The following is a 14350-nucleotide window of genomic DNA, read 5'->3' as shown; positions in this document are numbered from 1 at the left end:
ATGGCCCGCCGTTCTTCCTTTTCATCGAACGGAAACCTCCATGGGCAATTCCATGCAATACCTGGGCGAGCGCATCACGTTGTGCGCTTGCGCCACTACCTGGATCGAAGGTGAGGCCATCCGGCAGCTCGAACATGCTGCCACCCTCCCCGGCATGCGGCGCGTCGCCGGCATGCCCGATCTTCACCCCGGACGCGGCTATCCCGTTGGCGCCGCGTTTTTCTCGACGGGCCGGCTGTATCCGGCGCTGATTGGTGGCGATATCGGCTGCGGGATGGCGCTGTGGCAAACCGCGCTCGATGCGCGGCGCGTCAGCGCGTCGAAGCTCGCGAGCCGGCTCGGCTCGATCGACGCCCCGCCCGATGCAAGCTGGCAGCCGCTGGTCGCCGCCGCCGGGTTCGCGGATCACGCGTACGCGGCATCGCTCGGCACGATCGGCAGCGGTAATCATTTCGCGGAGGCGCAGCGGATCGATGCGGTGTACGACACCGATGCCGTCGCGGCGCTCGGCCTCGATCCCGATCGCCTGCTGCTGCTCGTGCATAGCGGATCGCGCGGCTTCGGCCAGTCGATCCTCGAGCAGCACATGTGCGAGCATGGCTACAACGGCCTCGACGACACGGATGCCGCCTGCACGGCGTACCTCGCGCGTCACGATGCGGCGTTGCGCTACGCCATCGCGAATCGCGACCTGATCGCGCGGCGCATGCTGGCGCGCTGGCGCACCGATGGCCGGTGCGTGCTCGACGTGAACCACAACCTGGTGAGCCGCGCGAGGGTCGACGGCGAGCCGGGCTGGCTGCATCGCAAAGGTGCGACGCCGGCCGACGCGGGGCCGGTCGTCATTCCCGGATCGCGCGGCGACTACAGCTACCTCGTCGCGCCGGTGCGGCCCGACGATGCGGCCAGCCTGGCGTCGCTGGCGCACGGTGCGGGCCGCAAGTGGGCGCGCGGCGATTGCAAGGGGCGCCTCGAACGGCGCTTCACGCCGTCGCAGCTCACGCGCACGCCGCTCGGCAGCCACGTGATCTGCGAAGACCGCGAACTGCTGTACGAGGAAGCGCCGCAGGCCTACAAGCCGATCGACAGCGTCGTCGACGCGCTCGAAGCGGCCGGGCTGCTGCGCAAGCTGGCGCGGCTCGCGCCGGTGCTGACCTACAAGACGTCCGGGGAGGCTGGCCGATGCTGATGCAGATTTCTTCGGCACACGGCCCGCTCGAGTGCCAGCTGGCCGCGGCCAATGCGTTACGGCGCCTGCAGGCGGAAGCCGACGCGCAGCGCGTCGTCGTCACCGTGCTCGATGCGCAGCCGGGCGAACGCTCCGGCACGCTGCGTTCGGTGCTGCTCGACCTCGAAGGCGAAGGTGCGCAGGCGCTCGCGGACCGCTGGACGGGCACGCTGCAATGGATTTGCGCGAGCCCGTACCGGTTGCGCCATCCGCGCAAGAACTGGTTCATCGGCGTCACGCGCTGCGCCGACGCGCAGCCGCTGCCGGATGGCGATGTGCGGTTCGAAGCGATGCGCGCACGCGGGCCGGGTGGCCAGCACGTGAACAAGACGAGCTCCGCGATTCGTGTGACCCATGTCGCGACCGGCCTGTCGGTGCGCGTGGAAAGCGAGCGCAGCCAGCACGCGAACAAGCGCATGGCGTCGCAGTTGCTGCAGGTTCGACTGCAGCAGGAGGCCGACCGTCACGCGTCCGATGCGCGCCGGCAGCGGCGGATGCAGCACTTTGCGCTGGAGCGCGGCAACCCCGTGCGCGTGTTTTACGGGGCGGCATTCGTACCGGCCGACTGAGCACGAACGCCTGGCCGCCGGTGGTTTTCGCGCCGGCGGCCACACAATCCGCCTCATGGTTTTCCCGGCCTGCCGGTTGCGCGAGCGCGCAATCGGCTCTGGTGCATGACCGCGCGGCGGGCAGGCTGCACCGGTCTGCCGCGTGCATGCCGGCTGCCGCGTGTTCCGCACCCTTTCTGCGCAGGAAAGGACGCTTGAAGCATCCGCAATTATCACGTGCCGCGGATTTGCCCACCATGTGTCGAACGATCGGTACAGCCCGCCTGTCCGGCCCTTTCACTGGCCTTGCGGTGCCTGCCGCCACGTCGTGCGACGGGATGCAGCGCGCCGGTCGCGAACGGCCGGGCCTCGCGCCACGGCGTATCGATAATCAGGAGACACGATGAACAGCCATTCCCTCGATCTCGGCGGCAACGCGGGCGGACCCGCGTCCGCACGACCGCCGGCCGCTGCCGCCGGCGCCGATGCGTCGGCCCGCCCCGCCCGCCGCGTCACGCTCGGCGATTTCATGGACGACCTGCCGGTCGGCGCGTTGCACCGGTTCGTCGTCTGGGTGATCGGCATCGGGCTGTTCTTCGACATGTACGAGATCTTCCTCGTCAGTACGATCGGTTCCGCGTTGCAGAACGAATATGGGTTGAGCCGGCAGAGCACCGATTTCAAGTTGCTGCTGGCATCGGCGTTCATCGGCATGTTCGTCGGTGCGATGTGCCTCGGCAGCCTCGCCGACCGCATCGGCCGGCGCAAGGCGTTCCTGCTGACGCTCACGTGGTACAGCGCATTCTCGCTGGTCGGCGCGTTTTCGGTGAATGCCGACATGCTCGTCGCATGCCGGTTCCTGACCGGCATCGGCGTCGGCGCGATCTATCCGGTTGCCGACAGCTTTCTGTCCGAGATCCTGCCGAAGGAAAAGCGCGGGCGGCTCGCCGCGTGGGCCTATACGACTTCCTATGTCGCGGTCCCGCTCGTCGGGTTTCTTGCGCTGTGGTTGAACCCGCTTCATGTCGGCGGCGTGGCCGGCTGGCGCATCATCCTCGCGATCGGCAGCCTCGGCGCCGTGTACGTGCTGCTCGTCCAGCATCGGCTGCCGGAGAGTCCGCGCTGGCTGCTTGCGCAGGGGCGTACCGTCGACGCGCATGCGGCACTGCGGCGCTTCGCGGAAGGCACCGGCGTGCGCGTGCCCGAGCAGTTCGCGGAGCCGGTCGAGCCGCAACGGCCGCTCGGGCTTGGCGAGCGTATCGCGCTGCTGCGACGCGAACCGTACGGCGCGCGCTACGTGATGCTCGCGATCTTTCACCTGTTTCAGGGCTTCGGTTATTACGGGTTCGGTACGCTGGCCGGCACGGTCGTGAAAAGTCGCGGCTTCGACGTGACGGACAGCACGCTGTTCATCGCGCTGTCGTTCATCGGCTATCCGATCGGCTCGCTGCTGTCGATTCCGCTGCTCAACTGGATCGAGCGTCGCACGCTCGTGATCGTGTCGATCCTGTCGATCGCCGGGTTCGGGATGTGTTTCGCGTATTCGGGCAATACCGTGCTGATCGTTAGCTTCGGGTTCCTGACGACCTGTGCATCGAACGTGTTCAGCAACGCGTATCACGTGTACCAGGCGGAGATTTTCCCGGCGCGGGTGCGCTCGACGGCGATTGGCAGTACCTATGCGCTGTCGCGGATCGTCAGTGGTGGGTTGCCGTTCGTGTTGTTGCCGGTGCTCGGCAGTTATGGCGCGGGTGCGATGTTCGGGGTGATCTCGGTCGCGCTCGGTATCGTCGCGGTCACGCTGCGCGTGCTCGGGCCGCTGACGACGCGGCGCAGCCAGGATGAGATCAATCCGGTTTGAGCGGGGGAACGCGGGGTCATGGGAACGTGCGCCCGCATCATTTTCGATGGCTGCCGGATTTCCTGGGCGATATGTCGCCAGTCATCTGTGGTGACATGTTCGCCCGATCCCCGAAGGGGCGCTCATGAATGCGCGAGCCGGTGACGCTTTGCTACTTGCGGAACAGGAGGCCCCACATGAGGACCGTACAGAACACCAGCCCTACCCACCCCTGGAATCGGGTGATTCGAATCATTCTGGCCGACATGATGTCTTCAGTCGACATGTTGTAAAAGAATTTGTACGTCCATCGCCAGGCCCTCGATCGGCAATGGAAGGCCAAGATCCGTTCCGGACGAAACGCCATGATGGCGGACATCGCGATGCCGTAAGCGACAACGACAAAGCCGACGATAAGGCGGTAGCTCGATTCGTTCATGTGGCGGCCCCGGATCCAGCGGTTGAGGAATTGGACAGAACGTCGGTAACCGTTGCGAACGTGAACCCATGATCGTGTTCTTTGGAATCCGGGCCGAACCGGCTTTGCGCACGCGACCCCGCCTCACCGCGCCGACATGAAATCGAACAGCTTCGCGATATCGGTCGTCAGCACGCTGCCAGCCTTCACCCCCACCCACAGCGTTCTCGTCGCCCACGCGTCGTCGAGCTTCACGACCCCGAGCCGCGCCGCGCGCTCGCCGGTCACCGCATCGCGCGGCAGGATGCCGATGCCGAGCCCCGCCTCGATCATCCGGCTCACGCCGTCGAAATTCGACACCTGGATGCGCAGCTTCAGCGAGCGCTCGACCGCGAACGCCGCGTCGGTCATGCGCGCGAGCAGCGAGCTGCCGTCGCTGAGCCCCACGTAGTCCTCGTCGAGCGTATCCGCGAAGCGGATGCTGTCGCGCGCGGCGAACCGGTGCGTGCGCGGCACGAGCAGCACGAGCTCGTCACGCCGGTACAGCCGCCGCTCGATGCCGGGCGCCGGCACGTTGTCGGCGAACACGCCGAGATCGGCCTTGCCGGACGCGAGTGCGTCGACGATCTCGTGGCTCAGCCGCTCTTCGAGGCTGACCTTGATGCCCGGATGGTCGGTGAGGAACGCGGCGAGATCGGCGGGCAGGAACTGCACGATCGCGGACGTGTTGGTCCACACGTGGATGTGACCGCGCACGCCGGCGACGTAATCGCTCATCTCGTGCGCCATCCGGTTGACCTGCTCGATCACCTTCGCCGCATGGTCGAGCAGCGCGCGGCCCGCGGGCGTCAGCTCCACACCGCGCGCATGCCGGACGAACAATGCACTGCCCGTCACGCTTTCCAGCTCGGCGATGCGCTTGCTGACCGCGGACAGCGTGAGCTGGCCGTGTTCGGCCGCTTTCGTCAGGCTGCCGTGCTCGGCGACGAGCGCGAACACGCGCAGCGACTGCAGATCGAAATGAAGCGGATTCACCATGTCGTGTTTCCCGGGAGTGCCGTGCCGGCGCTTGGCGTCAGCGCAGCGGCCTGACGCCGATCATACGCCCGGCCGCCCCCGCGCGATACGGCGCGCCTAGCGCGACGCGATCGACAGCAACGTGGAAAGCATCGCACCGTCCGGCTTCTCGAGATCGTCGAGCACGTCGAAGTGCTGCATGCCGGGCAACCCGACGTGGACGATCCGTTCGCCGGCCGCTTCGCACGCCGTCGCGTAGTCGCGTGCTTGCCGCACGAGTTCGGGCAGCTCGGCTTCGCCGACCGCGACGACCGTCGGTGCGCCTGGCCCGACATGGCGCAACGGGCTGTACGCTTCGACTTCGTGCGCGGTGAGCTGCAGCTTGTCGTTCAGGCAGCACAGCGAGATCGGTTCGAGATCGACGAGCGGACTGATCGCGAGCGCCGACACGACGGCCGGATGCGCGCGGTGCACGGCCGTCAGGTGGCCGCCGGCCGAATGGCCGCTCAGGTGGATCGGTCGCTTCGCGGTGCCGAGGCCGTCGGGATCGTTCGCCAGGTAGTCGAGCAGCGCGCCGATCTCGCCGACGATGTCGGTCATCGTCGCGACCGGCGCGAGCGTGTATTCGGCAAGTATCACGTCGAAACCACGCGCGAGCGGCCCACTCGCCCCGTAGGCGAAATCCTCTTTCGCGCAGTGCTGCCAGTAGCCGCCGTGAATGAACACGAACAGCGGCGCATCGGGCTGGCCGCACGACAACCAGTCGAAACGCTGCGCGGGTTGCGCGCCGTAACGCAGGTCGCGCCGGACGGACGCGGCTGCATAGAGCGCTGCGCTGCGCGCCTGCATCGACGCGAGCAACGCAGGGAAATCGGGTACCACCTTCGTGTTCAGATAAGCGGCGTCGAGCGCCGCGCGGTCCATGCCGCGATAGAGGATCGTCATCGGGAATTGCCTGGGTCGGGTTGCGCAAGCGTTGCGTCCGCTGCGAAGGCGGCTTCTCAGTCGCCGATGCATGCATTATCCGCAGCGCGGCACGGGCCGGCTATCCGGAATCGGCGAGCGCGGAAACCGGCTGTCCGATTTCGGCGGGAGATCGGCGCGGCATGCAGTCGCACCGTGATCAGGTCCGCTCGCGTGAGGGCGAAGCGGCGAGACGACGCGGTGGTGCGCCGGTGCTCAGATCAACTCGGAGATCTCGATCAGGTTCAGGTCGGGATCGCGCACGTAGACCGACCGGATCTTCTGCGTCGCGCCCGTGCGCTCGACCGGCCCTTCGACGATCGGCCAGGCGACGCGCTTCAGGTGCGCAATCACGTCGTCGAGCGGCACCGACGCGATGAAGCACAGGTCGAGCGCACCGGGCACCGGCACATGGGCTTTCGGTTCGAACTCCGCGCCGCGCACGTGCAGGTTGATCTTCTGGTTGCCGAAGCGGAAGGCGATCCGGCCCGCGCCGAAGGTTTCGAGCCGCATCTGCAGCACCTCGGTGTAGAAATGCTTCGTCCGGTCGGGATCGACGCAGGTCAGCACGAGATGGTCGAGGTGATCGATCAGCGCCATGAGGTTCGCTCCTGTTCGTGGTTCATGAGAACGCGCGCTGCGCGGGCATGTCGCCGGCGTCCGCGCGCGGCGGCGGATGCAGGTCCGAGCGGCGCCCGGCTTTCAGGATCTGGCTCGGCACGTCATGACCGATCAGCGCGGGCAGCCGTGCCGACGCGGCCAGCACGGCCGCGAGATCGATGCCCGTCTCGTAGCCGTCGAGTTCGAGCATGTGCACGAGTTCTTCGGTGCACGCATTGCCGGTCGCGCCCGGCGCGTACGGGCAGCCGCCGAGCCCGCCGAGCGACGCGTCGAAGCGGTCGATCCCGGCGTCGAGTGCCGCGAGCGTGTTCGCGAGCGCCATCCCGCGCGTGTTGTGGAAGTGCAGCGTGAGCGGCAGCGCGCCGAAGCGTTCGCGTGCCCGTGCCGACAGGTCGCGCACCTGCGACGGAAACGCCATGCCCGTCGTGTCGCACAGCGTGAAGCCATGCACGCCGAGATCCGCGAAGCGCTGCATCCATGCGAGTACGCCTTCGGCTGCGACATCGCCTTCCATCGGGCAGCCCATCGCGGTCGACAGCGACACGTTGATCGCGACACCGGTGCCGCGTACCGCGTCGATCACGTCGCGCAGTTGTGCGAACGACTGCTCGCGCGTCATCCGCAGGTTCGCGCGGTTGTGGCTTTCGCTCGTCGACATCACGAGGTTCACTTCGTCGACGCCGCACGACAGCGCGCGCTCCGCCCCGCGCACGTTCGGCACGAGCACCGTATAGACGACACCCGGTGCGCGCGCGATGCCGTGCATCACGGCCTCCGCGTCGCGCAACGCGGGGATCGCCTTCGGCGACGTGAACGACGTGACCTCGATCTTCGCGTAGCCGCACGCGCTCAGCGCGTCGACGAGCGCGATCTTGTCGTCGGTGTCGACGAAGGCCGCTTCGTTCTGGAAACCGTCGCGCGTCGCGACTTCGTGGAGGTAGAGCCGTTTGCGTTGGCCGTTCATGTCGTCGTCTCCGGGTTCGGGTTCAGATCACACCGCGCGTGCGCCAGTCGCCGCGCGTCGCCGCATCGATGCCGAGCGATTCGAGTACCGCGTCGGTATCCGCGCCGAGCGCGGGCGCCGCGTGGTCGATGCGCCCGGGCGTCGCGCCGAGCTTCGGCACGATACCGGGTACGAGCACCGGCGTACCGTCGGGCAACGCGGCATCGACGAGCATGTCGCGGGCGCGGTAATGCGGATCGGCCGCGATGTCGGCCACGTCGTAGATGCGCCCGGACGGAATGCGTGCTTCGTTCAGCGCGGCCAGTACGGCATCGAGATCGTGCTGCGCGCTCCATTCGCCGATCGCCGCGTCGATGCGCTCGACCTGCGCGACGCGCCCGTCGTTGTGCGCGAGCGCGGGATCGTTGCCGAGATCGGGCCGGCCGATCAGCTCCATCAGGCGCCGGAAGATGCTGTCGCCGTTGCCCGCGATCAGTGCGTACTTGCCGTCGCGGCAGCGGTACGCGTTGGTCGGCGCGATGCCGGGCAGGCTGCTGCCGGCCGCCTCGCGCACGGCGCCGAACGCCGAGTATTCGGGCAGCAGGCTTTCCATCATGTTGAAGACCGACTCGTACAGCGCGACGTCGACGACCTGCCCCTTGCCGCCTTGCTGCTCGCGATGCCGCAGCGCAAGCAGCACGCCGATCACGCCGTGCAGCGCCGACAGCGAATCGCCGAGCGAGATGCCGACGCGCACCGGCGTGCGGCCGGGCTCGCCGGTCAGGTGCCGCAGGCCGCCCATCGCCTCGGCGATCACGCCGAAGCCGGGACGGTCGCGGTACGGGCCCGTCTGCCCGAAGCCCGACACGCGCAGCATCACGAGCCCCGGGTTGATCGCTGACAGCGCGTCCCAGCCGAGCCCCCAGCCCTCGAGCGTGCCGGGCCGGAAGTTCTCGATCAGTACGTCGGTTTCCGCGACGAGACGGCGCACGACGTCCTGCCCTTCGGGCGTGCGCAGGTCGAGCGTGAGCGAGGTCTTGTTGCGCGACTGCGCGGCCCACCAGACCGACGTGCCTTCATGCAGCAGCCGCCATTTGCGCAGCGGGTCGCCGAGCCTGGGCGGCTCGACCTTGAGCACGTCGGCGCCGAATTCGGCGAGCATCCGGCCCGCGAACGGCCCGGCGATCAGTTGGCCGAGTTCCAGCACGCGAATGCCGTCCAGGGGGCGTGTCATGGCTGTCTCCGATGCAATCGTGGTGTCGATGAAGGCGATGATGACGGCGTTCGCGCCCGGCGAAAATCGATCGATGCTCAACCAGCCTTTCCGTTTCGGAAAGGCGCGCGTCGCGCCCCTCATGCAGGCGTTGCGTCAGCCTTTCCCTCCGGGAAAGCGCGCTCGCGCAACGGGCAAACGACGGCACGCGCGCCGCCGGCAGAATCGAACCCGTTCCGCGCCCGCCGGGCGCCTGTCAGCGAGACCCGCCATGTTTTCTGCTTCCTTTCCCGCGAAGATCGTGTTTCTCGACCGCGCGACGCTGTCGCCGCACACCGTGCTGAAGCCGTTTCCGTTTCCGCACGTATTGCAGACCTTCGACCGGACGGCCGCGCACGAGATAGCCGCGCGCATCGCCGACGCGGACATCGTCGTGACCAACAAGGTGCGGCTCGACGCGGCAACGCTCGCCGACGCGCGGCGCGTGCGGATGATCGCGATCGCCGCGACGGGCACCGACATCGTCGATCTCGACGCGTGCGCGGCGCGCGGCATCGTGGTGAGCAATATTCGCGGGTATGCGGTCCGCACGGTGCCCGAGCACACGTTCGCGCTGATCTTCGCGCTGCGCCGCAGCCTCGTCGCGTACCGCGACGCGGTGCGTGCGGGGCGCTGGCTCGACAGCGGGCAGTTCTGCTTTTTCGATCATCCGATTCGCGACCTGGCCGGCTCGACGCTCGGGATCGTCGGCGACGGCGTGCTCGGGCGCGCGGTGGCCGGCATCGCCCGCGCGCTCGACATGCGGGTGCGGTTTGCGGCGCACGGCGATGCGGCGGGAGACGATTACGTGCCGCTCGACACGCTGCTGCGCGACAGCGACGTGATCACGCTGCACTGCCCGCTCACGCCGGCGACGCGGCACCTGATCGACGCGGCTTCGTTCGCGCGGATGGCGCGACGGCCATTGCTGATCAATACCGCGCGCGGCGGGCTCGTGGATGAAGGCGCGCTCGTCGACGCATTGCAGTCGGGGCAGATCGCGGGCGCGGGGTTCGACGTGGTCACGCAGGAGCCGCTGCCGGCCGCGCATCCGTTCCACGCGATCCTGTCGCATCCGGCCTTCATCCTGACGCCGCACGTCGCGTGGGCGAGTGACGAAGCGATGCAAGCGCTTGCCGATCAGCTCGTGGAAAACGTCGCCGCGTTCGTGGATGGCGCGCCGCGGCACGTGGTGTGACGTGCGTGGCGCAAAGTGCGGCGGGAGGTTATTTGAACCGCAAAACAGAACGGCCCCGCTCGATGGCTCGAAGCGGGGCCGGCTGAATTCGGGGGCTGCTTACGCCAGCGACTCGGCACGTTACGGGTTCGTGCATCCGCCCTATCTTGCGGCCGGTTTCTGAATTCCTGATGGGCTCTACTTTAAGGAATCCAGACGACCAACGATATAGGACAAGTCCGAAACTGAATGGGGCCAATTCTGGAAACGACCGTTTCGATCGCAGCGCACCGCGACCGACGCGAATCTCAGTAAGCCGACATTTCGACGCAAGGATCGACCTTGGACGGCGAGCAGATGACCGAGTACTTGGCGCTCTCGCGCATCAGCGCTTCGCCTTCGTGCAGCGCGATCTTGATCTCGGGGTGACGCTCGTACGCGAGGAAGGCCGAGCACACGACGGCGGACATCACGACGAGGGAAAACACAAATTTTTCAAGGGTTTGGAAACGTTCAGGCATGGTTCGACCTATCTCTTAGGCCGTGATTATATCTCGAAATAAGGGTTTTCCCTATAACGCAGCCCGCATACCGAGGATGCGTTCGGTCTTTTGGGGCCAGTGTTCGCACCCCTTTTCGGTGAATCGGTGTCGAACGCGGGTCGCGCCGGCCGAATGGCGCCACCCCGCCGGCCGTGGTCGTGCCTGCACGGGGCGAGGGTCATCGATGGTTTGAAGAAACGGAACGATCGCGGCTCGCAGGGACGAAGCCGCGTGCCCGCGGAATCAGGGCACGCCGCGCCGCCGGCGCTTCACTGCGGCGCCGACGCGCCGCTCGCCGCATTGCCCGGCCACGCCTTGCCGATTTCGTCGACCAGCGACTTCGCGGTGCCCGTCACGATCGCCGCGTCGACGCCGGAGGTCTGCCACGCGCCGTCGGCGGCCTGCACGAAGGTCAGGTTCGCGCGCGAAGGCTTGTAGTCGGCATTGCGCCACGTGACCACGACGTCGCACGAGTAGGTGCGATCGCCGAGCTTCTTGCAGTCGCCGTCGGGCTTCGCCGACACGACATCGGCCGAGACGGGCAGCGGCTGGCCGAACAGCGCGTTCAGGCCGCCGTGGTTTTCCGCCTCGAGCGCGCGGCGCACGGCGGCGTCGACATCGCTCGAACCGGGGCCGTCGTGGAGCAGGTTGCAGGCAGCCAGCAGCGTCGATGCACCGGCGAGTGTCAGCAGCGTGTGGAACTTCATGGATATCCGTGATCGGTGGAATGCCGCGTAGTCTGCAACGTCCGCGTGTCGCGCGCGGTATCCATTTGTAACCAATTGCACGGAGGCGCGAGCGGCATCGCGTGCCCGAGCGTCGCCCTCGCCTATTGCCGCTCCTGCTTCACGCGACTGACGAGCTGCGTCGGGCTCACGAACTGCAGCGCGATCACGACCCACACGAGCGTGATGGCCATGTAGATCATCGCCATCGCGTCGATCGATTGCGGCGCGCGCACGCCGGTCGAGAACACCGCGTAATACAGCGCGACGACGAGTGTCTGCGTGCTCGGCCCCGCGGTGAAGAAGGTCAGCTCGAACATCCCGATCGTGCGCACCAGCACGAGCAACCCCGCCGCGAGCATGCCGGGCACCAGCAGCGGCAGCAGCACGTAGCGGAAATAGCGCCACGTGTTCGCGCCGAAGATGCGCGCGGCGGCTTCGAGATTCGGATCGATCTGCTCGATGAACGGCGTCATCACGAGGATCACGAACGGCAGCGCCGGCACGAGGTTCGCGAGGATCACGCCGGGCAGCGTGCCCGCGAGCCCGACCTTGTACATCACGGTGGCCATCGGGATCCCGTACGTGACGGGCGGCACCATCAGCGGCAGCAGGAACACCAGCAGCGCGAAGCGCTTGCCGCGAAACCGCACGCGCGCCAGCGCATACGCGGCCGGCACGCCGAGTGCGATCGACAGCAGCACGACCGCGCCGACGACCTCGACGGTCACCCACAGCACGCTCGCGAGCTGGAAGTCTTCCCACGCCTTCGCATACCAGTGCAGCGTGAAGCCCTGCGGCAGCGGCGTGCCGAACCAGCGGGTCGCGATCGAGTTCACCGCGACGGTCGCGATCAGCAGCATCACGTTCAGCAGGAAGAACGCCATCAGCCCCCACACGAGCGCCTTCCACGCGCGGCCGGCGAGATTGCTTGTCATCTTCCGCGGTTTCCTCGCGTCGACGGGGCGCGCATCGGGTGCATCGGGCGTGTCGTGCTTCGGCGGCCAGGTGCGCGCGGCATGATTGTCGGTCGCCATCAGCCCTTGCCTCCCGTCACCGCGCCCGTATAGAAGAAGCGGCGCGCGCCGAGCATCGACGCGACCACCAGCAATTGCACGAAGCCCATCACGATCGCGATCGCCGATGCCAGCGAATAGTCGTAGCTCTCGAACGCCGCTTCCGCCGCCGCGATCGAGATCACGCGCGTGGGCCCGGCCGGCGCGCCGAGCAGCACGGCCGACGGAAACACCGAGAACGCCTGCACGAACGACAGGCATGCGGCCATCGTGAGCCCCGGCACGAGCAGCGGCAGGTAGATCTGCCGGAACTGCTGCCACGGGTTCGCGCCGAGCGTCGCCGCTGCGCGCGCGAGCGTCGGGTCGATGCCGCTGATGTACGACAGCATCAGCAGGAACGCGAACGGAAAGCCCGACACGATCAGCGACAGCAGCACGCCCCAGTAGTTGTGCGTGAGGCGCACTTCGTCGGTGTACAGGTGCAGCCCCTGCAGCGCCTGCGGGAACCAGCCGTTCGGCCCGAAATACGTGAGCATCCCGTCGGCGACGAGCACGGTGCCGAGCGTCACGGGAATCACGAGCAGCGTCGTGACGAACTTCTGGTACGGCGAATGGCGGCGCAGCGCGAATGCGACGGGCACCGCGATGCCGACGTTGAGCAGCGTCGCCGGCACCGCGAGCTTCAGCGTGACGACCACGGTCGGCCACATGGCCGTGTCGGTGAAGAACTGCACGTAGTTCGCGAGCGCGCCGCCGCCGTTCATCGGCTGGAACGACAGCACGAGGCCGTACGCGAACGGGTAGATGAACAGCGCGACGATGAACGCGAGCGCGGGCGTGACGAGCCACGCTTTCGCGTCGCGCGGCGTGCCGCCGGACGCGACCGTGCTCATGCGGCCTCCCGGTATGACGGCGCGGCGGTCACGCCGCTCATGTCGGCGCTCCCGGATAGACGAGCGTGCGTGACGGCGCAACGCGCAGCCGCAGCGGCTCGCCTTCCGTGAATTCGCCGGCGACGCGCGCCCAGATCGGGCCGAACGGCGTGACCGCGCGGATCAGCGAATCGCGGCCGCCGTACTCGACCGTTTCGACGGTCGAGTCGAACGCGTTCGTGTTGTCGCCCGCATCGTCTGCCCGCTCGATGTCGTCGGGGCGCAGCGCGACCACGACCTCCTTCGCATCGAAGCCGGCCATCGGCACGCCCGTGACGCGCACGCCACCGGCCGCGACGTTCACGTAATCGCCGGCCATCCCTTCGAGCGTGAACGGCAGCACGTTGCGATAACCCATGAAGCGCGCGACGTGCAGGTTGTGCGGGCGTGTGTAGACGTCCTTCGGCGTCGCGACCTGCTGCACGACGCCCTCCTTCATCACGACGATGCGGTCGGCCATCGACAGCGCTTCGTCCTGGTCGTGCGTCACGTAGATCGTCGCGCGTTCGAGCTGCGTGTGGATGCGGCGGATCTCGGCGCGCATCTCGATGCGCAGCTTCGTGTCGAGGTTCGACAGCGGCTCGTCCATCAGCACGAGCGGCGGCTCGATCACGATCGCGCGCGCAATCGCGACGCGCTGCTGCTGCCCGCCCGACAGTTGCCCGGGCAGCTTGCCCTCGTGGCCGACCAGCTGCACGAGTTCGAGCGCCTGCTGCGCGCGCCGCCGCGTTTCCTGCTTCGGCACGCCGCGCATCTTGAGGCCGAAGCCGACGTTGTCGAGCACCGACATGTGCGGAAACAGCGCGTAGTTCTGGAACACCATCCCGAAGCCGCGGCGCTCGGGCGGCAGCACGTCGATGCGCGTGTCGTCGAGCCAGATGCCGCCGCGCGTGAGCGGCTGCAGCCCCGCGATGCAGTTGAGCGCGGTCGACTTGCCGCAGCCCGACGGGCCGAGCAGCGCGATGAATTCGCCGCGCCGGATCTCGAGATCGAGCCCGTTCAGCGCGGCGACCTGCGCGCCTTCCGCATTGGTGAAGCTGCGGCATACGCCATCGAGCCGCAGCCGTTCGAAACTGTGCTTCATTGCGCGAACTCCCTCGACGCGGGCGCCGCGGCGCCCGCCGGTTC

General features: G+C 67.7%; 15 protein-coding genes. 4 read left to right on the top strand and 11 right to left on the bottom strand.

Annotated elements, in window-relative coordinates; translation table 11 throughout:
• The first annotated feature begins 40 nt into the window (after positions 1–40).
• From CFB43_RS09470 to CFB43_RS09455, 3 genes are all read left to right on the top strand, one after another.
• Positions 41–1189: an RNA ligase RtcB family protein gene (locus CFB43_RS09470; RefSeq protein WP_089494881.1), complete on the top strand. Its 1149-nt coding sequence runs from the start codon at positions 41–43 to the stop codon at positions 1187–1189.
• On the top strand, positions 1183–1797 hold the full coding sequence (gene prfH / locus CFB43_RS09465) for a peptide chain release factor H (protein WP_089494880.1): 615 nt from the start codon (positions 1183–1185) through the stop codon (positions 1795–1797). The genes CFB43_RS09470 and prfH overlap by 7 nt, the downstream gene beginning before the upstream one ends.
• Positions 1798–2179: 382 nt before the next feature.
• On the top strand, positions 2180–3637 hold the full coding sequence (locus CFB43_RS09455) for an MFS transporter (protein WP_089494878.1): 1458 nt from the start codon (positions 2180–2182) through the stop codon (positions 3635–3637).
• Positions 3638–3788: 151 nt separating this feature from the next.
• Here CFB43_RS09455 and CFB43_RS09450 read toward each other — a convergent pair whose 3' ends face one another.
• The 6 genes from CFB43_RS09450 to CFB43_RS09425 all read right to left on the bottom strand — a co-directional run bounded on the left by CFB43_RS09450 (position 3789) and on the right by CFB43_RS09425 (position 8812).
• Positions 3789–4055, bottom strand: a complete 267-nt coding sequence (locus CFB43_RS09450; protein WP_089494877.1) for a hypothetical protein — start codon at positions 4053–4055, stop codon at positions 3789–3791.
• 123 nt (positions 4056–4178) lie between these two features.
• Positions 4179–5072 (bottom strand): LysR family transcriptional regulator, encoded by an 894-nt coding sequence (locus CFB43_RS09445; protein WP_089494876.1) that lies wholly within the window; start codon positions 5070–5072, stop codon positions 4179–4181.
• A 96-nt stretch (positions 5073–5168) separates the two neighbouring features.
• Complete coding sequence (locus tag CFB43_RS09440) at positions 5169–5996, bottom strand: alpha/beta hydrolase (protein ID WP_089494875.1); 828 nt, start codon at positions 5994–5996, stop codon at positions 5169–5171.
• A 234-nt stretch (positions 5997–6230) separates the two neighbouring features.
• The gene (locus tag CFB43_RS09435) at positions 6231–6614 is read right to left on the bottom strand and encodes a VOC family protein (RefSeq protein WP_089425446.1); all 384 of its coding nucleotides are present in this window, start codon (positions 6612–6614) and stop codon (positions 6231–6233) included.
• 22 nt (positions 6615–6636) lie between these two features.
• Entirely contained in the window at positions 6637–7599 is a 963-nt protein-coding gene (locus tag CFB43_RS09430; RefSeq protein WP_089494874.1) for a hydroxymethylglutaryl-CoA lyase, read from the bottom strand.
• 22 nt (positions 7600–7621) lie between these two features.
• On the bottom strand, positions 7622–8812 hold the full coding sequence (locus CFB43_RS09425; RefSeq protein ID WP_089495290.1) for a CaiB/BaiF CoA transferase family protein: 1191 nt from the start codon (positions 8810–8812) through the stop codon (positions 7622–7624).
• Positions 8813–9062: 250 nt separating this feature from the next.
• Here CFB43_RS09425 and CFB43_RS09420 point away from each other — a divergent pair, with 250 nt between their 5' ends.
• Positions 9063–10028 (top strand): D-2-hydroxyacid dehydrogenase, encoded by a 966-nt coding sequence (locus tag CFB43_RS09420; RefSeq protein WP_089494873.1) that lies wholly within the window; start codon positions 9063–9065, stop codon positions 10026–10028.
• 287 nt (positions 10029–10315) lie between these two features.
• Here the strand turns inward: CFB43_RS09420 and CFB43_RS09415 are convergent, their stop codons facing one another.
• The 5 genes from CFB43_RS09415 to CFB43_RS09395 form a co-directional block, all read right to left on the bottom strand.
• Positions 10316–10528 (bottom strand): hypothetical protein, encoded by a 213-nt coding sequence (locus tag CFB43_RS09415; RefSeq protein ID WP_006497261.1) that lies wholly within the window; start codon positions 10526–10528, stop codon positions 10316–10318.
• Positions 10529–10818: 290 nt separating this feature from the next.
• Complete coding sequence (locus CFB43_RS09410) at positions 10819–11256, bottom strand: hypothetical protein (RefSeq protein WP_089425443.1); 438 nt, start codon at positions 11254–11256, stop codon at positions 10819–10821.
• 122 nt (positions 11257–11378) lie between these two features.
• Positions 11379–12311, bottom strand: coding sequence for an ABC transporter permease (locus CFB43_RS09405; RefSeq protein WP_089494872.1), 933 nt, complete (start codon positions 12309–12311; stop codon positions 11379–11381).
• On the bottom strand, positions 12311–13183 hold the full coding sequence (locus CFB43_RS09400) for an ABC transporter permease (protein WP_089494871.1): 873 nt from the start codon (positions 13181–13183) through the stop codon (positions 12311–12313). The genes CFB43_RS09405 and CFB43_RS09400 overlap by 1 nt, the downstream gene beginning before the upstream one ends.
• A 37-nt stretch (positions 13184–13220) precedes the next feature.
• Entirely contained in the window at positions 13221–14306 is a 1086-nt protein-coding gene (locus CFB43_RS09395; protein WP_089494870.1) for an ABC transporter ATP-binding protein, read from the bottom strand.
• Between the last annotated feature and the right edge of the window lie 44 nt (positions 14307–14350).

Source organism: Burkholderia sp. AU15512, from assembly GCF_002223325.1.
Taxonomy (GTDB): Bacteria; Pseudomonadota; Gammaproteobacteria; order Burkholderiales; family Burkholderiaceae; genus Burkholderia.
The sequence above is the reverse complement of the archived record's forward strand: the minus strand, read 5'-3'. Positions and strand labels throughout refer to the sequence as shown.

Coding starts and splice junctions, on each gene's coding strand:
- CFB43_RS09470 (WP_089494881.1), top strand. CDS start 41: ATGGGCAATTCCATGCAATACCTGGGCGAGCGCATCACGTTGTGCGCT.
- prfH (WP_089494880.1), top strand. CDS start 1,183: ATGCTGATGCAGATTTCTTCGGCACACGGCCCGCTCGAGTGCCAGCTG.
- CFB43_RS09455 (WP_089494878.1), top strand. CDS start 2,180: ATGAACAGCCATTCCCTCGATCTCGGCGGCAACGCGGGCGGACCCGCG.
- CFB43_RS09450 (WP_089494877.1), bottom strand. CDS start 4,055: ATGAACGAATCGAGCTACCGCCTTATCGTCGGCTTTGTCGTTGTCGCT.
- CFB43_RS09445 (WP_089494876.1), bottom strand. CDS start 5,072: ATGGTGAATCCGCTTCATTTCGATCTGCAGTCGCTGCGCGTGTTCGCG.
- CFB43_RS09440 (WP_089494875.1), bottom strand. CDS start 5,996: ATGACGATCCTCTATCGCGGCATGGACCGCGCGGCGCTCGACGCCGCT.
- CFB43_RS09435 (WP_089425446.1), bottom strand. CDS start 6,614: ATGGCGCTGATCGATCACCTCGACCATCTCGTGCTGACCTGCGTCGAT.
- CFB43_RS09430 (WP_089494874.1), bottom strand. CDS start 7,599: ATGAACGGCCAACGCAAACGGCTCTACCTCCACGAAGTCGCGACGCGC.
- CFB43_RS09425 (WP_089495290.1), bottom strand. CDS start 8,812: ATGACACGCCCCCTGGACGGCATTCGCGTGCTGGAACTCGGCCAACTG.
- CFB43_RS09420 (WP_089494873.1), top strand. CDS start 9,063: ATGTTTTCTGCTTCCTTTCCCGCGAAGATCGTGTTTCTCGACCGCGCG.
- CFB43_RS09415 (WP_006497261.1), bottom strand. CDS start 10,528: ATGCCTGAACGTTTCCAAACCCTTGAAAAATTTGTGTTTTCCCTCGTC.
- CFB43_RS09410 (WP_089425443.1), bottom strand. CDS start 11,256: ATGAAGTTCCACACGCTGCTGACACTCGCCGGTGCATCGACGCTGCTG.
- CFB43_RS09405 (WP_089494872.1), bottom strand. CDS start 12,311: ATGGCGACCGACAATCATGCCGCGCGCACCTGGCCGCCGAAGCACGAC.
- CFB43_RS09400 (WP_089494871.1), bottom strand. CDS start 13,183: ATGAGCACGGTCGCGTCCGGCGGCACGCCGCGCGACGCGAAAGCGTGG.
- CFB43_RS09395 (WP_089494870.1), bottom strand. CDS start 14,306: ATGAAGCACAGTTTCGAACGGCTGCGGCTCGATGGCGTATGCCGCAGC.